This is a genomic window from Phenylobacterium sp. (assembly GCF_030697305.1).
In the GTDB taxonomy this organism is placed as follows: Bacteria; Pseudomonadota; Alphaproteobacteria; order Caulobacterales; family Caulobacteraceae; genus Phenylobacterium.
In genome coordinates this window covers 15,163-36,211 of sequence record NZ_JAUYQL010000059.1, presented here as the reverse complement: position 1 = coordinate 36,211, position 21,049 = coordinate 15,163, and the positions used below count along the sequence as shown (strand labels likewise).

Annotated in this window: 22 protein-coding genes and 1 tRNA gene; 11 read left to right on the top strand and 12 right to left on the bottom strand. The window is 67.9% G+C overall.

Going from position 1 to position 21,049, the window contains the following annotated elements; genetic code table 11:
- From Q8R27_RS06700 to hflX, 5 genes are all read left to right on the top strand, one after another.
- The coding region (locus tag Q8R27_RS06700; RefSeq protein WP_305698280.1) for a PAS domain-containing sensor histidine kinase at positions 1–1,800 on the top strand (1,800 nt) is incomplete at its 5' end.
- A gap of 18 nt (positions 1,801–1,818) precedes the next feature.
- Positions 1,819–3,210 (top strand): sigma-54 dependent transcriptional regulator, encoded by a 1,392-nt coding sequence (locus tag Q8R27_RS06695; protein ID WP_305596613.1) that lies wholly within the window; start codon positions 1,819–1,821, stop codon positions 3,208–3,210.
- Complete coding sequence (locus Q8R27_RS06690) at positions 3,210–4,073, top strand: D-amino-acid transaminase (protein WP_305698279.1); 864 nt, start codon at positions 3,210–3,212, stop codon at positions 4,071–4,073. The genes Q8R27_RS06695 and Q8R27_RS06690 overlap by 1 nt, the downstream gene beginning before the upstream one ends.
- A 100-nt stretch (positions 4,074–4,173) precedes the next feature.
- Entirely contained in the window at positions 4,174–4,419 is a 246-nt protein-coding gene (hfq, locus tag Q8R27_RS06685; protein WP_305596609.1) for an RNA chaperone Hfq, read from the top strand.
- On the top strand, positions 4,416–5,735 hold the full coding sequence (hflX, locus tag Q8R27_RS06680) for a GTPase HflX (protein ID WP_305698278.1): 1,320 nt from the start codon (positions 4,416–4,418) through the stop codon (positions 5,733–5,735). The genes hfq and hflX overlap by 4 nt, the downstream gene beginning before the upstream one ends.
- 54 nt (positions 5,736–5,789) lie before the next feature.
- Here hflX and mazG read toward each other — a convergent pair whose 3' ends face one another.
- From mazG to Q8R27_RS06655, 5 genes are all read right to left on the bottom strand, one after another.
- Complete coding sequence (gene mazG, locus Q8R27_RS06675; protein ID WP_305698277.1) at positions 5,790–6,602, bottom strand: nucleoside triphosphate pyrophosphohydrolase; 813 nt, start codon at positions 6,600–6,602, stop codon at positions 5,790–5,792.
- Positions 6,577–8,040, bottom strand: a complete 1,464-nt coding sequence (locus tag Q8R27_RS06670; RefSeq protein ID WP_305698276.1) for an MFS transporter — start codon at positions 8,038–8,040, stop codon at positions 6,577–6,579. Before Q8R27_RS06670 ends, mazG begins: the two co-directional genes overlap by 26 nt.
- 16 nt (positions 8,041–8,056) lie before the next feature.
- A complete protein-coding gene (locus tag Q8R27_RS06665) occupies positions 8,057–8,548 on the bottom strand; it encodes a hypothetical protein (RefSeq protein ID WP_305698275.1) in 492 nt (163 codons plus the stop codon).
- Positions 8,549–8,714: 166 nt separating this feature from the next.
- Positions 8,715–9,776 (bottom strand): histidinol-phosphate transaminase, encoded by a 1,062-nt coding sequence (gene hisC, locus Q8R27_RS06660; protein WP_305698274.1) that lies wholly within the window; start codon positions 9,774–9,776, stop codon positions 8,715–8,717.
- A gap of 58 nt (positions 9,777–9,834) precedes the next feature.
- Positions 9,835–10,278, bottom strand: coding sequence for a surface-adhesin E family protein (locus Q8R27_RS06655; protein WP_371134659.1), 444 nt, complete (start codon positions 10,276–10,278; stop codon positions 9,835–9,837).
- Between the two features lie 119 nt (positions 10,279–10,397).
- Here Q8R27_RS06655 and Q8R27_RS06650 point away from each other — a divergent pair, with 119 nt between their 5' ends.
- Positions 10,398–10,808: a VOC family protein gene (locus Q8R27_RS06650; protein WP_305698272.1), complete on the top strand. Its 411-nt coding sequence runs from the start codon at positions 10,398–10,400 to the stop codon at positions 10,806–10,808.
- Between the two features lie 125 nt (positions 10,809–10,933).
- On the opposite strand, the gene Q8R27_RS06645 is transcribed toward Q8R27_RS06650, so the two are convergent.
- The 7 genes from Q8R27_RS06645 to Q8R27_RS06615 form a co-directional block, all read right to left on the bottom strand.
- Entirely contained in the window at positions 10,934–11,539 is a 606-nt protein-coding gene (locus tag Q8R27_RS06645; protein WP_305698271.1) for a phosphoribosylglycinamide formyltransferase, read from the bottom strand.
- Entirely contained in the window at positions 11,536–12,360 is an 825-nt protein-coding gene (locus Q8R27_RS06640; protein ID WP_305698270.1) for an MBL fold metallo-hydrolase, read from the bottom strand. Before Q8R27_RS06640 ends, Q8R27_RS06645 begins: the two co-directional genes overlap by 4 nt.
- On the bottom strand, positions 12,357–13,142 hold the full coding sequence (locus tag Q8R27_RS06635) for a TatD family hydrolase (RefSeq protein ID WP_305698283.1): 786 nt from the start codon (positions 13,140–13,142) through the stop codon (positions 12,357–12,359). Before Q8R27_RS06635 ends, Q8R27_RS06640 begins: the two co-directional genes overlap by 4 nt.
- The gene (locus Q8R27_RS06630; protein WP_305698269.1) at positions 13,139–14,140 is read right to left on the bottom strand and encodes a DNA polymerase III subunit delta'; all 1,002 of its coding nucleotides are present in this window, start codon (positions 14,138–14,140) and stop codon (positions 13,139–13,141) included. Before Q8R27_RS06630 ends, Q8R27_RS06635 begins: the two co-directional genes overlap by 4 nt.
- Positions 14,133–14,765 carry a dTMP kinase gene (gene tmk / locus Q8R27_RS06625; protein WP_305698268.1) on the bottom strand — a complete coding sequence of 211 codons (633 nt, stop codon included), beginning with the start codon at positions 14,763–14,765 and terminating at the stop codon, positions 14,133–14,135. Before tmk ends, Q8R27_RS06630 begins: the two co-directional genes overlap by 8 nt.
- Positions 14,766–14,822: 57 nt before the next feature.
- A complete protein-coding gene (locus Q8R27_RS06620; protein WP_305698267.1) occupies positions 14,823–15,827 on the bottom strand; it encodes a septal ring lytic transglycosylase RlpA family protein in 1,005 nt (334 codons plus the stop codon).
- A gap of 123 nt (positions 15,828–15,950) precedes the next feature.
- Positions 15,951–16,769 carry an alpha/beta fold hydrolase gene (locus Q8R27_RS06615; protein WP_305698266.1) on the bottom strand — a complete coding sequence of 273 codons (819 nt, stop codon included), beginning with the start codon at positions 16,767–16,769 and terminating at the stop codon, positions 15,951–15,953.
- Between the two features lie 239 nt (positions 16,770–17,008).
- Between Q8R27_RS06615 and Q8R27_RS06610 the strand changes: the two genes are divergently transcribed.
- The 5 genes from Q8R27_RS06610 (at position 17,009) to Q8R27_RS06590 (ending at position 20,908) form a co-directional block, all read left to right on the top strand.
- Positions 17,009–17,953, top strand: coding sequence for an SDR family NAD(P)-dependent oxidoreductase (locus Q8R27_RS06610; protein WP_305698265.1), 945 nt, complete (start codon positions 17,009–17,011; stop codon positions 17,951–17,953).
- Positions 17,954–18,111: 158 nt separating this feature from the next.
- Positions 18,112–18,201 (top strand) — tRNA-Ser (locus tag Q8R27_RS06605).
- 48 nt (positions 18,202–18,249) lie between these two features.
- The gene (locus Q8R27_RS06600; RefSeq protein WP_305698264.1) at positions 18,250–18,753 is read left to right on the top strand and encodes a GNAT family N-acetyltransferase; all 504 of its coding nucleotides are present in this window, start codon (positions 18,250–18,252) and stop codon (positions 18,751–18,753) included.
- A gap of 76 nt (positions 18,754–18,829) precedes the next feature.
- Positions 18,830–20,107, top strand: a complete 1,278-nt coding sequence (locus Q8R27_RS06595) for an FAD-binding oxidoreductase (RefSeq protein WP_305698263.1) — start codon at positions 18,830–18,832, stop codon at positions 20,105–20,107.
- Positions 20,108–20,332: 225 nt separating this feature from the next.
- Entirely contained in the window at positions 20,333–20,908 is a 576-nt protein-coding gene (locus Q8R27_RS06590) for a DNA polymerase III subunit epsilon (protein ID WP_305698262.1), read from the top strand.
- The last annotated feature ends 141 nt before the right edge of the window (positions 20,909–21,049 follow it).

Genomic DNA, 21,049 nt, shown 5'->3' with positions numbered 1-21,049 from the left:
CAGACCGTGGTGGAGAACTCCGCCACCGTCGCGCGCTCCTACGTCGAGGATCAGCAGCGTTATATCGGCGACCACGTGACCCTGATGGCCGCCGACCTCAACCACGCTGCGCCGGCGCTGCAGGCGAGCCCGGTCACCTTCAGCCGCTTCCTGGCCGACCAGGCCTCGTACCACGCCTTCCCCTCCGCCTATCTGATCGACCGGGAAGGCCGGGTGCTGGCCCGTGCCGAGACCGCGGAAGCCCAGCCCTTGCTGGTGCCCCCGCAATCCAGCTTCAAAGCGGCCGACGAGGGCGACATCTCGCTGTCGTCGGACCTCACCCGGGCGGTCTATCGGCTGAAGGCCTATCCGGACGCCTACCTCTACGTCGTGCGCCCCGTCCAGCGCGACATCGTCAGCCACCTTCGAGACGCTGAAAGCTCTTTGGTCTCCTATCGGGAGGCCGCCGCCAACCGCCAGCGCATCCAGGCCGTGTTCGCGCTGAGCTACATGGAGACCGCGTTGCTGGTGCTGGTCGGCGCCATCTGGCTCGGAATGTACGCCGCCAGCGCCATCTCGGGCCCGATCGGACGGCTGGTGCAGGCCGCAGGCCGGGTCGCTGCCGGGGACCTCACCGCGCGGGTCGACGACGACCGCGATCCGGAGGAGATCGCTGTGTTGAGCCGCGCCTTCAACAGCATGACCCACGACCTGCAGGCGCAACAGGCAGCGCTACGCCAGGCCAGCGTCGAAGCACAGAAGCGCAGCGAGTTCATCGAGACCGTGCTGTCCGAAGTGAGCGCCGGCGTCGTCGGCCTCGACACTGAGGGACGCATCTCCGCCGCCAACCGGCGCGCCGTGCTGCTGTTGGACCTCTCTGGCGACCGCGGGCGTGGACGCAAGCTCGCCGAAGTGGCGCCCGAGGTTGCGGCGATCCTGGAGCTCGCAGCCGTCGGCGGCGAGGCCGAGGGCGAGGTGGACGTGTTGCGCGGGCGTGAAACCCACCGCCTGCGGGTGCGCGCCAGCCTCAGCGAGGGCGGACTGGTGCTGACGTTCGACGACATCACTCGCCTGGTCGCCGCCCAGCGAAACGCCGCCTGGAAGGATGTCGCCCGGCGCATCGCCCACGAGATCAAGAACCCGCTTACGCCCATCCAACTTTCGGCCGAGCGGCTGCAGAAGAAGTTCCGCAAGACCGTGCCGGTGGACGACCTGGAGACCTTCGACCGCTGCACCGACACCATCGTGCGCCAGGTGGGCGACATCGGCCGTATGGTCGACGAGTTCTCAGCCTTTGCGCGAATGCCGGCGCCGAAGTTCGCTGAGCATGACGCGGCCGAGTTGCTGCGCGCCGCGGTGTTCGCCCAGCGGGTGGCGAGCCCCGACATCAAGGTCGAACTGCAGGAGCCCGCGCCGGAGACTCCGCTGCTGTGCGACGGCCGCATGCTGTCGCAGGCGCTGACCAACGTGCTGAAGAACGCCGCCGAAGCGGTCAACGCCCGACGCGACGCGGCGCCGCGGACCAAGGGCCGGATCACGGCGCGCCTGGTGATCGATGACGACGGCGTGGCGTTCGAGGTGGTGGACAACGGCGTCGGCTTGCCGGTGCGCGATCGCGACCGCCTGACCGAACCCTATGTGACGACCCGCGAGAAGGGCACGGGCCTTGGCCTGGCCATCGTCAAGCGGATCCTCGAGGACCACGGCGGCGACCTGCTGCTGGGCGATGCGCCGAAGGGGCAGGGGGCGATCGTCAGTCTCCGCATGCCCGCATCGACGCGCATCAAGGCCGTGGGTCGGGCCGAGGCGGCGACTGCATGAGATCAGTGAGGTGTTCCCATGGCGGCTGATGTTCTGGTTGTGGACGACGAGGCTGATATCCGTGACCTGGTAGCGGGCATCCTGTCGGATGAAGGCTATGCGGTGCGCACGGCCAACGATTCCGAATCCGCACTGGCCGCAGTGCGCGCGCGCAAGCCCGCGCTGCTGATCCTGGACATCTGGATGCAGGGCGGCGGGATGGACGGGCTGGAACTGCTCGACCTGGTCAAAGGCCTCGACGCAGACCTGCCGGTGATCATGATTTCCGGTCACGGCAACATCGAGACAGCAGTCAGCGCCATCAAGCGCGGCGCCTACGAATTCCTGGAGAAGCCGTTCAAGTCGGATCGCCTGCTGCTGCTGGTGGAGCGGGCGCTGGAAGCCACCAGCCTGCGCCGCGAGAACCGTCGCCTGCGGACCCAGGCGATCACGCCGGAGGGCCTGATCGGCCGGTCCACGGCGGCCCAGCAGCTACGCCAGCTGGTCGCCAAACTCGCCGGCGCCAACAGCCGGGTGCTGATCTCAGGTCCGCCGGGGTCGGGCAAGGAGACGGTGGCCCGCCTGATCCACATCGCCAGCCCGCGTTCCAAGAACGAGTTCGTGGCGATCAGCGCCGCCGGCATGACGCCCGAGCGCATGGACGTCGAGCTGTTCGGCCAGGAGGGCGAGGGCGGGCGCACGGCGAAGATCGGCGTGTTCGAGCGCGCTCACGGCGGCACTCTGTACCTCGACGAAGTCGCCGACATGCCGCGCGAAACCCAGAGCCGCATTCTGCGCGTGCTGGTCGAGCAGCGTTTCCGCCGCGTCGACGGCGACAGCGACGTTCAGGTGGACGTGCGCGTCGTCTCGTCGACCTCACGCGACCTGCGCGAGGCGATTGCGGCCGGCGCCTTCCGCGAGGACCTGTTCCATCGCCTGAACGTCGTGCCGGTGAACGTTCCGGGTCTTTCGGAGCGGCGCGAGGACATCCCCGAACTGATCGAGGACTTCATCACCCGCATCTCCGACGCCACGGGAATGCCGAGGCGGATCCTGTCGCAGGACGCGCTGGCGGCGCTCCAGGTGCGAGGCTGGCCGGGCAACCTGCGCCAGTTGCGCAACAACATCGAACGGATGCTGATCCTGGCCTCGGGCGATCCTGCCGAGGCGATAACCGCCGAAATGCTGCCCGCCGAAGCGACCGTCAGCGATCAGGCGGGCTCGATGGGCGCAGAGCGGATCATCTCGCTCCCCTTGCGGGAGGCGCGTGAGGTGTTCGAGCGCGAATATCTGAACGCCCAGATGCTGCGCTTCTCCGGCAACATCTCGCGCACCGCGGCCTTCATCGGCATGGAACGCTCGGCGCTGCACCGCAAGCTCAAGTCGCTGGGGCTTTCGGGGGCCCGCGCCGTGGAAGAGGAGGTCGACTGATGGGCCGCGTCGCCTATGTGAACGGACGCTTCCTCCCCCACGGGCAGGCCGCGGTGCACATCGAGGATCGCGGCTATCAGTTCGCCGATGCGGTCTACGAGGTCTGGGCGCTGACCGACGGCAAGCTGGCTGACGCCGAAGGCCATTTCGTGCGTCTGAAGCGCAGCCTGGACGAGCTGCGTATCCCGGAGCCGATGAGCCGGCGCGCGCTGACTGTGGTGCTGAAGGAAGCCGTGCGTCGCAATCGCATCCGCGACGGCATCGTTTACCTGCAGATCAGCCGCGGCGTCGCGCCGCGCGACCACGTCTTCCCGAAGGACCAGGTCCTGCCGGCCGTCGTGGTGACGGTGAAGGCGATGGATCCCGCCGCGGGCCACGCAAAGGCGGCCAAAGGCGTAAAGGTGATCACCCAGCCGGAGAACCGATGGGGTCGCTGCGACATCAAGACCATCGGATTGCTGCCCAACGCGCTCGCCCGCCAGGCGGCGGCGGAAGCCGGCGCCTACGAGGCCTGGTACGTCGACGACATGGGACTGGTCACCGAGGGGGCCGCGACCAACGCCTGGATCATCGACCGCGATGGCGTGCTGCGGACCCGCGGCACCAACGCCAACATCCTTCGCGGCGTCACCCGCGGCACTCTTCTGGAGCTGATGGAGGCCGAGGGTCTGAAGGTCGAGCAACGACCGTTCACCCCCCAGGAGGCGCTGGAGGCGCGCGAGGCTTTTATCACGGGCGCCAGCACGCTGGTCACGCCGGTGATCGCCGTCGACGGAAAGCCGGTGGGCGACGGCAAGCCCGGTCCGGTGGCGATGCGCCTGCGCAGCCTCTATATCGAGCGCGCAAAGGCTCTGGCCGTCTGATCGCACCACTGCGATTGCGTCGGTGTTGAAAGCCTGTCTAGCTGGACTCGTGTGTGGGAGGCGCTTTGGCCTCTCGATCAAAAGCAAAAGGCGATAAGCCGTGAGCGATAAGAAGCAGAATCTGCAGGATACTTTCCTCAATAGCGTGCGCAAATCGAAGACGCCGCTGACGATCTTCCTGGTCAATGGCGTGAAGCTGCAAGGCGTTGTGAGCTGGTTCGACAACTTCTGCGTCCTGCTACGCCGGGACGGCCAGTCGCAACTGGTCTACAAGCACGCCATCTCGACCATCATGCCGGCCCAGCCGGTGCAGCTCTATGAGCCCTCAGAAGACGAGAACGATTGAGTTCATCCAAATCCGTTGACCGCGAGGCGCCGCCGCAACGCGCGCTCGTCCTCTATCCAGATCGTGAAGAGCGCTCTAGTGCGCGCAGCCCGCAGGCGCGGCTGGAGGAGGCGAGCGGCCTGGCCGCCGCTCTCGATCTCGTGGTCGTGGACACGCTCATCGCGCCGCTGCGTAAGCGCACGCCGGCGACCTTGTTCGGCAAGGGCAAGGTCGAGGAGATCGGCCACCTCTGCGAAGACCTCGAGGTCGATGTGGCGGTGATCGACGACGCGCTGACGCCCGTGCAGCAGCGCAACCTGGAGAAGGCCTGGCGGGTCAAGGTGATCGACCGCACCGGCCTGATCCTGGAGATCTTCGCGCGGCGCGCGCGCACCCGCGAAGGGCGCCTGCAGGTGGAACTCGCCAGGCTCTCCTACGAACGCTCGCGCCTGGTGCGCACCTGGACCCACCTGGAGCGGCAGCGCGGCGGCTTCGGGGTCATGGGCGGCCCCGGCGAAACCCAGATCGAAACCGACCGCCGGCTGCTCGCCGAGCGGATCGGCAAGCTGAAGCGCGAACTGGTCGAGGTGCGCCGCACCCGAACCCTGCAGCGTTCCGCGCGCCAGCGGCACCCTTATCCAACCGTCGCGCTCGTGGGCTATACCAACGCCGGAAAATCCACACTGTTCAACAGGTTGACCGATTCGACCGTGGTCGCCGAGGACATGCTGTTTGCAACGCTGGATCCGACTCTGCGCATGCTGAAGCTGCCTGACGGCCGCCCCGCGATCTTGTCCGACACCGTCGGCTTCATCTCCGACCTGCCACACGAACTGGTCGAGGCGTTCCGCGCCACGCTGGAAGAGGTGCGCGAGGCTGATGTGATCCTCCACGTACGCGACGTGGCAGGCGATGAAAGTCAGGCCCAGGCTGACGACGTGGCCGGCGTGCTGGACCGGCTGGGCGTCGATCTGGAGACGCGCCGCGTGCTCGAAATCTGGAACAAGGCCGATCTGCTGGACGCCGACACCCGCGAGAGCCTGACCGGCGATGCACGCCGCCGTCATCCGCCAGCCCTGCTGGTCTCCGCCCAGACGGGGCAGGGGTGTTCAGAACTGCTCGACGCCGTCGCCGGCATGGTCGACGACGCCGATCCCATTGAGGCCCATGTGCCGGCAGGCGAAGGGGCGGCGATCGCCTGGCTTTATCGCAACGGCCGCGTGGTCGAGAGCCTGCCCGCCGACGACGGCGGCGTGGTGATGTCGGTGCGCCTCACCGCCCAGGCGCTGGGCCAATTCGAGCAGCTCTATCCACAAGCGGAGCTGAGGGTCCACTAGGTCGGCGGCCCCGGCGTGCGCCAGCATGCGCCTGATCGACGGTTGGCGGACCGTCTAGCCGCGCTCCAGGGCCTTGGCCTCGTCCCAGAGCGCGTCCATTTCGGCCAGGTCGGATTGCGCGGGACTACTTCCCCGCTCCGCAAGCCTCGCCTCTATGTGACTGAAGCGACGAACGAATTTTGCGTTCGTCAGGCGCAGCGCGTCCTCCGGCTCGACGCCCAGGGTGCGCGCCAGGTTAGCGACCACGAACAGCACGTCGCCCAGCTCTTCTCGCGCCTTATCCAGGTCGCCGGCGGCGATCTCGGCCTCCAGTTCGGCGACCTCCTCGTTCAGCTTGGCGACCACGTCCTCGACCGTCGGCCAAACGAACCCGACGCCCGCCGCGCGCTTCGACAGCTTCACCGCGCGTGTCAGCGCCGGCAGTCCGACGGGCACGTCGCCGAGCAGGCCACCGCTTCGGGCCTTGGCCGCGCGCTCATCGGCCTTGATGGCTTCCCACCCGGCCAATTGCGCACGCCCGTCGGCGTAGGCGGCGTCGCCGAATACGTGGGGGTGACGGCGCACCATCTTGTCGACGATCGCCTGGGCCACGTCGGCGAAGGCGAAGTCGCCGCGTTCCTCGGCGATGCGGGCGTGGAAGACCACCTGCAGCAACAGGTCGCCGAGTTCGTCCTTCAGATCGTCCAGGTCGCCCCGCTCGATCGCGTCGGCCACCTCATAGGCCTCTTCCACGGTGTAGGGGGCGATGGTGGCGAAGGTCTGCTCGCGGTCCCAGGGACAGCCGTGCTGAGGATCGCGCAGCCGGCGCATGATCTCGAGCAACTGCTCCAACGGCGGCAGATCAGTTGACGGGGCGGGCGAGGGCATGGGCCTCCTCAGGTGCCGCGGGCTCGGGGTTTTCGGCGAGGTCTCGCGCATCGAGGCCGGCGCGGATCTCGGCGTGACGTTTGGCGTTCAGCGGATAGCCGAGGATAGCCCAGCCGCCCAGCAGCGCCAGAGCCACGGGTGCCGCGATGAACATCACGGAGAGGCCTGCCAGCCCCGAATCAGGGCCGACCGCCTTGGCGTCGAAGCCGACCAGTTCCAGCCCCACATAGGTAATCCCGACCGAGGCGGCGGAGGCGAGCTTCACCGTTCCGCTGAGCAAGGCGTAGAGTAGGCCCGTGCGGTCGACGCCGCTGGCCAGCCGCACCTCGTCGCCCACGTCGGCCATCATCGCGCGCAGCAGGAATCCGCCGGCGGAGAACGGCAGACCGATGGCGAACATCATCACGCCGGCCGCGCCCAGGTTTCCCTTCGGCAGGACGACGACCGCCGCGGTGACGATCGCGTAGAACAGGCAGGCTGCGGCCAGCGCCTTATGTTTGCCGATGACATAGGCGAGGCGGGTCCAGATCGGCGCGCCGAGTAGGCCGCCCACGAAATAGATCAGCAGCAACAGCTCCGCCTCGGCCTTGGGGAAGCCCTTCACCCGCTCGAAATAGAAGAAGAACAGCGCTCCGGTGATCGCCGGGCCCATGCCGGTAGCGAGATCAGCGCCCAACAGCCGCCGGACCGTCGGCAGTTTCAGCAAGCCCAGATACTCGCGGAAACCCGCTCGCTCCGGCGCGGAAATGATCTGGGGCTCTGGGACGAGGGCGATCGCCAGCGCAAGGGTCAAAGGCAGCATGACGATAATGAACCAGCCCATGGCCGCGACGCCGGCGGCATGGCCCTCGACTCCCAGGTGTTGGAGCGCGACGGGGAGGACGAGCGCCAGGATCACGCCGATCACATTGCCAACCTGCCACCAGGCGTAGATGCGCGAGCGCTGGTCGTAGTCCGGCGAGAGCACCGCGCCCCAGGCGAGCTGCGCCAGCGTGGCGATGGAGAAGCCCACGTAGACCACCACCAGCCAGAACCACAGATATCCGGCGCCGGCGCCCGGCAAGGGCATGAACAGCATGTAGGACGCCAGCATCAGGATCGGCGTGGCGAATGCGAACCAGGGCCGAAAGCGCCCGAACCTGGTGCGTGTGCGGTCCATTACCGCGCCGATGAAGGGGTCGAAGCCGATGTCCAGGATGCGCACGCACATGAATGCGACGCCGACCGCGGCTAGGCTCAGTCCGTGTTCACTGACGTAGAATTCTGGAAGGTAGACCACCAGTGGCAGGCCCAACGCCGCCTGGGGCAATGAGGGAGCGGCCAGCGCGGCCACAGTGCTCGTCGCTCGCCGCTCGCCCGCCATCACGCCCCCGCGCCCTGCACCACGCACGAACCGCAGCGCGCCGCCGATCAGACCGCGCGCCGGGCCGTGACGCAAGGATGCACGCTTTGCTTTAGCGTTCGGCGAGCACCTGGCCGCGCCCGAGACGATAGGCGAACTGGTTGATCGTCCGTTCCGCGTCCGACCAGGTGCTCGCATGGGCCGCCTGGCGGATGTCCGATTCGTACCAGCGGTAGCTCAGCGGCGTCACCGAGCCGTCGGGGCCGATGGCGCGGCCCTCGATCTGCGCGCCGCCCAGTCCGAAGCTCTGGAATGACAGGCCCGGCCGGTCGCCAAGTTCCTTGAACGTCGGTCGGTTCGGCTTCACGTCCACCAGTGTCAGCTCCAGGCGCGCGCCGTCGTAGGCGCCGGTGCGCCCTAGCTCACGCTCGACGCTGCGACGCAGACTGGCGGCCAGCCGATCGACGTCTCGCACGCCGTACTTATGCTCCGCCTTGGCCTGCAGATCGGGCGCCACGGCGACACGCACCTCCGCGCTCGCCAGCGCCGGCGCCGACCACACGACGCCGAGGGCGGCGAGGGTCGCTAAGCTCATCTTACGCATGGGAATCGGCTCCCGTTGATTGTCGCCCCTGTTCACGTGGGGACCATTTAGATGGGGCGCGATCAGACGGTGAACAACGCCCCGTCACGCCACGATGACGTGAGCGTCATGGTTCGCGCCAGCTTGCGGCGAAGTCATGGCGCCGCTCCGGGGGCGGGTGCGGGATCTAGCCCTTCAGGATCTCCGTCAGCGCGGTGAGCAGGCGCTCGATCTGCGAGTCCGTTCCGACGGTGATTCGCAGGAAGTCAGCGGTGCGAGGTGCAGAGAAATGCCGCACCAGAACCCCGCGCTCGCGCAAAGCTTGCGCCAGCTCGCGCCCACCTCGGTCCGGATGGCGCGCAAAGACGAAATTGGCCGAAGAGGGCAGGACCTCGAAGCCCAGCGCCCTTAGTCCGCGGGTCATGCGTTCCCGCCCCGCGATCACCGCGGCGCGCCTGTCCTGGAAATAGGCTTCGTCCTCGATCGAGGCTATCGCGCCCGCTTGTACGGGCCGGCCCAGAGGATAGGAGTTGAAACTATCCTTCACGCGGACCAGCGCCTCGATCAGGCCGGCATCGCCGATCGCATAGCCGACCCGCAGCCCCGCCAGGCCACGCGACTTAGACATGGTGTGCACGACGAGCAGATTCGGGTGTTCGGCGATCAGCGGGATCGCCGTCTCACCGCCGAAGTCGACATAGGCCTCGTCGACCACCACGGGCTGGTCGGGATGATCCGCAAGCAGTCGGCGAATCTCGTCGCGCGGCAACGCGACGCCGGTCGGCGCGTTCGGGTTCGCCAGGATGATCGCCCCGGCAGGTCTGCGGTAGTCGGCGACGCGAACGTTCATCGCCTCGTCCAGCGGCACGGTGTCGTAGTCGATCCCAAACAACGCGCAATAGACCGGATAGAAGCTGTAGGTCACATCCGGAAACAGTAGCGGCGCGTCATGCTTCAGCAAGGCGACGAAGGCGTGGGCCAGCACCTCATCGGAACCGTTGCCGACGAACACCTGGTCGGGTTTCACGCCGTGATAGGTCGCCAGCGCCTCACGCAGCGCGCTCGATTGGGGATCGGGGTATAGCCGCAGCGTTTCCGCCGCTTCGGCGGTGATCGCCGCCGTTACGGCCGGGGAGGGGCCGAACGGGCTCTCATTGGTGTTCAGCTTCACCAGATCGGCGACGCGCGGCTGTTCGCCGGGCACATAGGGTTCCAGCTCGCGGACCAGATCGCTCCAGAAACGGCTCATGCGGGGTCAGTGCGCAATCGCGCCCGCCATGTCCAGCGTCTCGCGACCTTTCGGACCTTCAGCGCTTGGCGCAGGCGATCTCCAGCGACTTCCCGTCGACCGTGCCCGGCTGCGGCTTGGCCCAGGGGTCGGTTGCATCCGGTGGCTGGATCGATTGCCCCTCCGCGTTGTGGCCGGCGAACACCGCTACGCGGAGGTTGCGGAAGCGTCCACCCCGGCAGTCATACTCGTCTAGGCTCAGCATGCTGAGATAACGCTTTCCGCCCATCACTTCGCCGTCGCGGTATTCATAGCGAAGCTGTAGCCGCGGGTAGCCCTCTGGGCCGGCTGGCGCGGGCCTGCGATAGATCAACATGTCGCCGTCACTGGTCAGCCGGGCCGGCGGCCATCCATCCGCGCGGACCGCCGACGCCCATCTCGTGTCCTGCGCTGCGGCCGCTCCGGCCCAGGCGGACAACCCAATCAACATTGCCAAAATCACGATGCGCATGGCGACCTCCATCACGCTCAAGCTTGCCGTGGAACGCAAGCATCCGCCAGACTCTTAACGACCGGAGAAAGCGGGGCAGGGCGCCGCTTTGCCTCTTCACTCATCCCGGGAGCCCCGCCGTGCAGCAACAGATGTCCGTCATCACCCTAGGCGTCGCCGATCTGACGCGCTCCAAGCGATTCTATGTGGACGGCTTCGGGTGGACGCCGGTGTTCGAAAACGAAGAGATCGCGTTTTACCAGATGAACGGCTTCGTCCTGGGCACGTGGTTGAAGCCGGCGCTGGAGGCAGACATGCAGCGCGGCGGCCTGGCATCGCCTGGGGCCTTCGCCCTGGCTCACAACGTCGCGACCCAGGCTGCCGTCCAGCCCTTGATCGATCGTCTCGCCAACGCGGGCGGCCGTGTCCTGCGCGCCGCCGATGCGCCGGCGCATGGCGGCTTCCGCGGCTACGTCGCAGATCCGGACGATCACGCCTGGGAGATCGCCTGGAACCCTGCCTGGCCGATCGACGCCCAGGGCCACGTCACGTTCGGCAATTGAAATGGGCTGCGGCCGTTAAGGTCCATGAACAGGGGCCCGCTATCAGCCTCGTTGCGATATCAAAATTGCGCCTAAGATAGATTATCGGAAATTGGAACACCTATGAGATTGCTGCCGATCAGGCGTTAACCGGGCAGCTTGAGTTCGCCCTGGGCGATCCGTTGCAAGGTCTCCACGAAGAATCCCGGCTCTGCCGCCGTCACACGGGCTTCCAGCGTTTCGGCCGTATCGCCCGGCTCCACCGGCACGACGTGGCGCGCGATGACCGGTCCGTGGTCGTATTCCTCGTCGACAACCAGGATACACGCGCCGCTTTCCGCGACACCGGCCGCGATCACCGCCTCATGGACATGACGGCCGTACATGCCATGCCCGCCGAACCGAGGCAGCGGGCCTGGATGGATATTGAGCACGCGGTTCCGGTAGGCGCCCAGCACCTTGGGGCCGAGTTGGCGCAGGTATCCCGACAGCACGACAAGCTCGACGCCTGCAGTCTGGAGCGCCTCACTAAGCCTGGCGTCGGCGGCCCGAGGGTCGGCCTGCGTGGCGATGCACAGTGCAGGAATCGCGTGCGCTTCGGCGAACGCCAAGAGCGGCGCCGTCCGGTTGTTGCTGACCACAAGGCGCGCGCTGGCGTCCAGGCGACCGGATTCAATGGCCGCAATCACCGCCCGCGCGCTGGACCCGTTTCGGGACGCGAGGAAACCCAGTTTGAGATGCTGAGCCGTCATTCGAATTCCCGGCCCAAGTGATGCTCGAACCGAAGGCCGTCGTACGCGGGCTCGACCCCGGGCGGCAGGGCCGCGGCCAGCGCCGCGTAGTCCAGGTCGATGTGAAGATTTGTGAGGATCGCGCGCCTGGGTTTCAGCCGATCTATCCAAGCCAGCGCTCGTTCCACATGGGCATGTGTCGGGTGCGGCCGCCAGCGGAGCGCATCGACAATCCACACATCCAGGCCCTCGAGCGCCGCGAAGGATTCTTCAGGTAAATCCAGCACATCGCTGGAATAGGCCACGTCGCCAAAGCGGAAGCCGACGGAGCGCACCAGCCCGTGGTCCTGATCGAAACCGACCACTGGAATCGCCCCGCTTGGCCCCTGCACGCTCCAGGGTTGGCCGTGCGCCGGCATGGCTTCAGCCTGGCAGATCGCCGGGTAACCCCCCTCGCCTACGAACACATAGTCGAAGCGACGCAGCACCGTGCCGCGCGTCGCAGCGTCCATATGGCAGGGAATGCGCACGCCGTCGTGCAGGTAGAAGGCGCGTACGTCATCCAGACCGTGGACCTGGTCGGCGTGGTCGTGGCTGAGCAGGATAGCGTCGAGGCGCTTGGCGCCTGCGCTGGCCGTCTGCAGGCGCAGGTCGGGCGAGGTGTCGACGACGACCGTGGTTTCCCGCTCTGGGACCTCCCCCCGCCGGCGCACCAGCAGCGAACACCGCGTGCGCAGGTTCCGCGGATCGTTGGGGTCGCAGTCGCCCCACGCGCCGTCGGCGCGCGGTACGCCGCCGGACGAGCCGCTGCCCAGGATGGTGAACTCCAGCATGCCGCTCACGGGCGCGGAATCCTGTCGAACAGGTCGAAGAAGGCGTCCTGCGTGCGTTGCTCGGCCTCGCCCCGCGACCATCCGCGGACCTCGGCCAGCTTGTCGAGGACATGCGGCAGGAAGGCGGGCTCATTGCGCCGTCCGCGATGTGGAATGGGAGCGAGGTAGGGGCAATCGGTCTCGACGATGATCCGGTCGGCCGGCATCTGCGCCACCACGTCACGCACGTCCTGGGCGGCCTTGAAGGTGGCGATGCCCGACACCGAAAACCAGGATCCCAGGGCCGCCGCGCGCGCGGCGAGTTCGGCCCCGCTGGTGTAGCAGTGCATCAGCATGCGGAACGGACCGCGCGCGTATTCCTCTTCCAGGATGTCGCCCATCGCCTGGTCGGCTTCACGCGTATGGATCACCAGCGGCAGGCCGCTCTCGCGCGCCGCTGTCACATGGGCGCGGAACACCTGGGCCTGTACGTCGCGGGGGCTGAGGTCGTAGTGGAAATCGAGGCCCGTCTCGCCGATCCCGACGACTTTGGGGTCGCTGGCGAGGGCCAGCAGATCAGCGGCGTTCAGCGCCGGGTTCTCCTTGGCCTCGTGCGGATGGGTGCCCACGGTGCACCAGATGTCCGGGGCCTCAGCCACCGCACGGACGGCGGCGAAGTTCGACAATCGGTCGCTGATGTTGACCATCAGAGCGACGCCGGCTTCGCGTGCGCGGGCGATCACCTCGGCGCGGTCGGCGTCGAACTGCGGGGCGTGAAGATTGACGTGGCTGTCGATCAGCATGGGTCTCAGTCGCGGGCCGCCGCGCGCAGCTCCGCCAGAGCCGTGAAAAAGGCGTCGGCGCGGTCCAGATTGAGACCCTCGACCTCGCGCGGCAGGCGCTGCAGCGTCTCCCACGCCTGGGCCCAGCGATCAAGCACGCCCGAGCCGTCCACGGCGCGGGTGCGCGCCAGGTCATGCACCCGCGCCGATAGCCGGTCGAACAACAACGCGAACTGCGCCGCGCCCTCTGTTCCGCGGAACCGGTCGGCCAGCGACAGCGCCGCCGCCTCGTCTATCCGCGGCAAGTCACCCAGCAGATCGCGCGCGGCGTCGTCCATGGCCAGGGCCTGGGTTTGCGAGAGGGTCAGCGCCCTGCCCGGCGCGCCGCCCGACATGCGCGCCAAGCGCAGGCTCTGTTCGACGTCGACGCCGGTGCGAGCCCGCACGAACTCGGCGACCCGGGGCTCCCCCAGCGGCGCGAACGCTAGCCTTCGGCAGCGCGAGCGGATCGTCGCCAACAGGCGGCCGGGCGCGTGGCTCACCAGCAGCAGTACGCCGCGGCTGGGTGGTTCCTCCAAGGTCTTCAGCAGGGCGTTGGCGGCATTGATGTTGAGATCGTCGGCGGCGTCGACGATCGCGACGCGGTAGGGCGCCGAAGCCGGCGACTTGGCGAAGAATTCCGGCAACTGACGCGCTTCGTCGACGGGGATCAGGCGGCGCGCCTTGCCGTCTTCGCCCAGCCTCTCGAGGACCATCAGGTCGGGGTGCGAACGGGCGGCGACCTGGCGAGTGACAGGATGGCTGGGATCGGACCCGAGCTGGCCGTCGGAAGGATCGGCCGCGGCCCCAAGCAGCCGTCGCGCCGCGCGATAGGCGAAGCTCGCCTTGCCAACGCCTTCGGGACCCGTCAGCAGCCAGGCGTGGTGCAGGCGCCCAGCCCCCCGCGAGGCTTCGAAAGCGGCCTCGGCGGCTTCGTGGCCCATCAGGCCGCGAGAGTCACGGGGATGCGGGATGTCGACCTCAGCCATGGTCAAGCAGGCGGGTGCGGACGTCGTCCCACACAGCCTCGCCAACGGCCGCGATCTCGTCGCGCCCGTCGATCACCACACAGCGTTCAGGTTCGGCGGCCGCGATGTCCAGGAACGCCTGGCGCAACCGTTCGTGGAAGCCCAATCCCTTGGACTCGAATCGCGTTTCGCCGCCACCGCGCGCGCCAGCGCGGGCCAGGCCCGCATCCGCCGGAAGGTCCAGGATCAGGGTCAGGTCCGGGCGCACGCTCAACACATGGCTTTCCAGCGCCGAGATCAACGCCGGATCGACGCCACCGCCCGCGCCCTGATAGGCGCGGGTGGAGTCGGCGAAGCGGTCGCAGACGACCCAGGCCCCGCGATCCAGCGCCGGTGCGATCGTCCGTTCGATATGGTCCCGGCGTGCGGCGAACATCAGCAGCGCTTCGCTCAAGCCTGACCAGCGGTCGGCGTCTCCGTTCACCAGCAAGGCGCGGATGCTCTCGGCGCCCGGCGAGCCGCCGGGTTCACGAGTCGTGACCACCTCGACGCCGGCCTGCGTCAGGCGTTCGGCCAGCCGGCGAAGCTGGGTGGATTTACCCGCCCCCTCCCCGCCTTCGAAGGTGATGAAACGTCCGCGCGCCACGCGGCCCAAATTGGCCGGTTCGACGGCGATGTCCAGACGGGGCGGTCGGACTGCCCTCTAGAAGGGACGAATGACCCGGGCGTCTTCGAAGCCGAGGGCGGCCACGCGATCGCGCGTCGCCCAGGCTTCCACCTCGTCTGCCCCGCCGGCCAGCATCACCCGATAGAGGCGCTCGCCGTCACGGTCGACCGGCTCGATGCTGGCGGGGCCGGCCATCGACAGTTCACGCACGGCGCGCTGGGCGTTGCCCTCGTCGCCATAGGCCCCGGCCTGGACGCGGAACGGGCCGCTGGAAGGCGCAGTGCTGGCGACGACGACCGGCGCCGGCGTCGAGCCGTAGCTGGGCGGCGTGGAGGTCGGCGGCGCGTAGGATGGCGTGACATAGGCGGGCTGGCCGTAGGTCGCGGGCCGGGCGGCGGCCAGGGGCGGCAGCGCCTGAGAGCTCACCGCGCCGGCGCGGGCGACGACCGGTTGCGGCGCTGTCATCGGCATTGGGGCGGCGCCTTGTGCGTAACGGACACCTTCGCCAACGCCCAGCGGGGCCGGGCCCAGATAGCGGACGCGGACCTTGGCCAGACCTTTGGCGTCGTAGCCGAGCTGACGGGCCGCCTCGTGCGACAGGTCGATCAGCCGGCCATCGACGAACGGGCCCCGATCGTTGACCCGCACCTGCAGGCGCTTACCATTCTCCAGGTTGGTCACCTCGACCATCGAAGGTAGCGGCAGTGTGGTGTGCGCCGCCGACACGGCGCGCATGTCGAAGGTCTCGCCATTGGCGGTCGGTTTCATGTTGAATTCGGCACCGTACCACGAGGCCATGCCGGTGGCGTCGTAGTTGGCGTCCTCGCGCGGCACGTACCAGATGCCGCCCACCTGATATGGCTTGCCGACCTTGTAGATCCCGCCCTGTCCGCTCGGGAGCTGGCCAGGGGTAGTGCTGGCCATGTGGTCGCTCGGCATCCGGTTGGACAGCCTGGGATGCGTGGCGCATGCCGCGAGCGACGCCCCGGCCAGCAGGATCACGGCGAGATTGCGCACGGGCGCGAGGCGAACGGCGTGCATGGAGGACTTCCCTGACTTGCAGGCCGCGCGTCAACGCGGCGTCAGGGTTAATGTCCGTCAGGAAGCCTTGAGCGCGCCTTAACCAGCATGGTTAACGCGACGGTTCTGGGCACGCAGGCCCCCTCATCCGTTGAGGAAGTCGCTGATCATCTTGACGACTTCGCGCGGCCGTTCGGTGATCATGCTGTGGCCGGTGTCGGGCATCACCACCATCTGGCTGCCCTTGATGCCCTCATGCATCACCTTGCGACCCTCGGGCGACGGCACGTGGAGGTCGTTCTCGCCATAGATCAGCAGGGTCGGCGCCTTGATACGACCCAGGCGGCGGGTGAGATAATAGCGCTTGCGCATGGGGATGGCGCCAAACATCTCGCCTACGCCGTCGTAGGTTTCAGCCGCGTTGGGATAGTCGACGATGCGCTTTCTGGCCTCCAGCATGGCGGCGCGCACCTCGTCGTCGGCGATCCCGGCCAGATCCTGGGCGAGTTGATCGTGGCTCGGCAGTTGCGCGCGTTCGGCGACGCCCGCCGGCGGCTGAACGTTGAGGCCCGCGTTCGCGGCCAGGACCAGTTTGTTGACCCGCTCCGGGCTTTCGTAGGCGAGCACGCCGCCAACCCAGCCGCCCAGCGAGTGACCGACGATGTTGGTCTTCTCGAACCCGAGGGCGTCCTGCACCTCGCGCACATGATCGACCAGGAAACCGAACTCGTAGCGGCCTTCGCGGCGTGAGGTGTAGCCGGCGCCGACGTGGTCGATGGCGTAGACATGGACGCTGTCGGCCAGGCCTTCCTTGAGGCAGGGCAGCCAGGCTTCGGCGCTGTTGGTGAAACCCGCGCCGTGCAGGAAGATCGTCGGATAGCCGCTGCCGGCCTCCAGCACGTGCGCCTGACTGTCATCCAGATCGAGGGTGTAGTCCTTGATGTTGTCCATGATGCCGACCATTGCGCGTTGCTCCCATGTTGCTTTGTCGCTGACCGACCTGTCGTGGCCGGACATCAGCGCCGTCTCCGCGGCGCGCGACGTTGCGAAACACGCTGACCCTGCGCAACCTCTTTATGCGATCTGACTCGGGCGTCGATGGCTGGACGTGGCGTAGCGAGGCGTTCAGGGAGCGTGTTAACACGCGATCAGACAACGCTCGCGGGGGCGCCAACCTGCGATCATCAGAAGGAACGCTCCAGATGCCGCAGCCATTCGGATTCAACTCGACCACCGAAGACGTGCTTGAAGGCGTCGATCTGAAGGGGAAACGGATCTTGATCACCGGCGCTTCGGCGGGGCTCGGCGTCGAGACCGCCCGAGCGCTGGCGTCGCGCGGCGCTGATCTGGTGTGCGCTGCGCGTGATCTTGACAAGGCGCGCCGGGCGCTCGCCGAAACGTTCGAACAAGCGGCCGACGGCGTCCAGATCGAGCTGATCGAACTGGATCTGGCCTCGCTCGCCAGCGTGCGCAAAGCGGCGGACGCGTTGAACACAAAGGGAGCGACTTTCGACGTGGTGATCGCCAACGCCGGCGTGATGGCCTGTCCCGAAGGCAGGACATCGGACGGGTTCGAGACCCAGTTCGGTACGAACCACCTGGGCCACTTCGTGTTCGTCAACCGGATCGCGCCGCTGATCAAGGATGGCGGACGCGTGGTGATCGTCTCGTCCGGCGCGCATCACCGGGGCGACGTCGACCTGGACGATCCGAATTTCGACAAGACGCCATACGAGCCCTACTTCGCCTACGGCCGTTCGAAGACCGCCAATACTCTGTATGGCGTCGCCTTGGACAGCCGCCTGCGCGGGCGCGGCGTGCGCGTGGTTTCGCTCAGCCCCGGGCTGGTGCCCACCGAGCTCGGGCGACACCGCGCCGGCGCGCCTGCAGGCGCATCTCCAGCCCCCAGCGTGCCGCCTCTGCTCCCCAAGACCCTGCAGCAAGGCGCGGCGACTTCGGTGTGGGCGGCGGTGGTGCCAGCTTCGGACCTGATCGGCGGCCAGTACTGCGAGGACGTCCAAGTGGCGCCGATCAACACGGATCTGGCGACGCGTGGCGGCGTGCGGCCATATGCGATCGATCCGGCGCGCGCTGAGGCGCTGTGGCGCAAGAGCGAGGATATGGTCGGCGAACGCTTCGACCTGTGATCATCCGCGCGCTCGGGCCAGCAGAGCGCGCCGTCGATCGCGCTTGACGTCCAACCTCACCCGTTTAAGCCCACGCAACTCGGCGCTGCGGCGCGCAGGTGCAGAAGCCATAAGCGACCACCACAAAGGTCGCCGTAAGACATTGTAATCGTAGACAAGGACGGGTGGCCGAGTGGTTTAAGGCAGCGGTCTTGAAAACCGCCGTGGGTGAGAGCCCACCGTGGGTTCGAATCCCACCCCGTCCGCCACAGCGTCGCGACTTGACGCGACCCGAACCTCCTTCGAGGCGGCGCACCATGAGCACATCTCCGATCGCCGTTCGCAGAGCGGGGACCCAAGACGCCCCTGCCCTCGGCCGCCTGGGTGCTCTGCTGGTGTCGCTCCATCATGACTACGACGCCCAGCGGTTCATCGCGCCGACACCGGGGACGGAGCGCGGCTACGGCGCCTTCCTGGCGTCGGAAATCGAGCGCAAGGACGCGATCATCCTGGTCGCCGAGCAGGACGGCGAAGTCATCGGCTACGTCTACGCGGCCATGGAGGGGCACGACTGGATGGCCCTTCGCGGCCCGGCAGGCGTCATCCATGACCTGCTGGTCGATCCGACGCGGCGGAACAAAGGGATAGGCGGCATGCTGCTGCTCGCCGCCCTCAACGCTCTCACCGCGCTTGGCGCCCCGCGCGTGATCCTGTCGACGGCGATGCGAAACGACGGCGCCCAGAGGCTGTTCGCCAACGCCGGGTTCCGCGCCACGATGGTCGAGATGACGCGCGAGCGGCCCGACGCCCGACCTGAATAAGCCCCGCACCCGGACCCGCATGGAAACGCCACACAGAATTCGATGAGCCGTTTCGCCGCCCCCGCGTTGGGGCCTCGTGCAAATCAACGGGGCGGCCCTTACCGGACACTTGGACCTTCGCGGCGGCGAGGCTTGCTGGAAGGGCGAGGCGCGCGGCCTGCCGGCCAGCACGCCGCCGCCACGCCAGATCGTCGACATCGCCATCGTCGGCGCCGGCGTCGTGGGGGCGATGCTGGCGGAGCGGTTAAGCGCAACGGGCTTACGTGTGGCCGTTCTCGACCGGCGCCCGCCGTCCTGGGGGGCGACGGCTGCCTCGACGGCTCTGGTGATGTGGGCGGCCGACACTCCGCTGGTCCAGCTCGCCGAGACGATCGGCGCCGACGCGGCTGGCCGCAGATGGCGGCGGGTGCGCCAGGCCGTCCTCGACCTTTCGATGCGGATCGCGGACCTGAGGCTGGATTGCGGCTGGGAGAGTCGTCTGGAGGTCTATCTCGACGGAGATGTGCTGGACGAGGAGGGCCTCGTCCGCGAGGGCGAGGCGCGACGTGCAGTTGGCCTTGCCTCCGAGTTCTGCGGGCCGGCGGCGATCGCCGAACGCTTTGGCGTCGAGGCGCGTCCCGGCCTGGTTTCCGCCGACACGTTCGAGGTGGACCCCGTGGCGCTCACCCAGGGCATGCTGCGCGCCGCCCTGGCGCGTGGCGCGACCATCACCTATCCCGCGGACGTGGTAGCCTCGTCCGAGGATGCGGACGGCGTGCAACTGACGCTGGCGTCAGGCGAGATCGTGCGCGCACGCCAGGTGATACTTGCCTGTGGCTATGAAGCGCCTCGCCCGTTCCTGCCGGCGGCCTTCGAACTCGGCTCCAGCTTCGCCATCGCAACCGGCAAGGCGACCGCGCCGCTATGGCGGGACGATGCGATGATCTGGGAGGCGGCCGATCCTTACCTCTACTGCCGCGCCACGCGCGATGGGCGGGTGATCATCGGCGGCGCGGACGAGGATTTCGTCGACGCCGCACGACGCGACGCGATGATCCCCGATAAGCGGCGTCAGCTCGAACAGATGGCCTCGCGTCTCCTCAAAGGCGCGAAGATCGATGCCGAATACGCCTGGTCGGCCACGTTCGGAACCTCGCCGGACGGCCTTCCCGCCATCGGCAAGGCCAAGGATCACGACCGGCTGTGGCTGGCCTGCGGTTTTGGCGGCAACGGCGTGACATTCGCCAGCCTGGCCGCCGAGATCATCGCCAGCGCTTTGGACGGGCGGCCCGATCCCGACGCCATATGCTTCTCGCCCTATCGCTTCGAGACAGACAACGCCGTGCAGCCCATTTCGGCTCACCGGCGGCGGTAAGGATCTCTCTCCGGCCTTGGTCAAACCGGCGCGGCGGACCATATCCGTCGCATGCCTTTCGCCCGCGTCCGCGTCATTGATCTGGAGACCGCCGGGACGGCTCCGACCGACGTCTGCGAGATCGGCTGGCAGGACGTCGTCCAGGGCGAGGACGGACACTGATCGCTCGACGCCGGCCGTGGCGCCACGTTCGTCAACCCGGGCCGTCCGATCTCCGCGGCGACCATGGCGATCCATCATATCCTCGACGCCGACGTCGCGGGCGCGCCGTTCTGGAAGGACGCCGCCCCGCCCGTGTTGCGCCCACAGGGCGGCGTCACGGCCCTCGCCGCGCACCGCGCCGCATTCGAGCAACGGTTCTGCACCCCGGCGCTGAGCGGCGCGGCGGAGTGGATCTGCACCTGGAAGTGCGCCCTGCGGCTCTGGCCGCATCTGGAGAGCTTCTCCAACCAGATGCTGCGCTATCAGCGGATGCCGCAGGGCCTCGATCATGCGACCGGACTGCCCGCCCACCGGGCCTTCCCCGACGCCTATGTCACCGCCCATCATCTGAGGGACATGCTGAACGAGGCCTCGCTCGACCAGTTGGCCGCCTGGAGCCGGGAACCGGGCCTGCTTCCCCGTGTGCCGCGCGGCTCGCACCGGGGCGTGTCGTGGGAGGCCCTCGCCCTCGCCGATCTTCAAGCGCTCGCCGCCGATCGCGACCTGGACGTGAGGTTCAGCGCGCAGACCGAGCTGCGAAGACGCGGGGAGCTTGACGCCCCGACCCCAACCGCGCCGCCTCAGCCGACCCTGCTCTAGGCGGGGGGTGCGAAGGACCGGCGGTCAGGTTCAATGCGCACCAGCAACAGAAGGCCGGCGCGGTGTCAGGCCTGGCGATTTTCGACCCTCAACAGACCTTCGCGATGTCGGGATTCCACGCACTCGATCGTCGTTCCGATG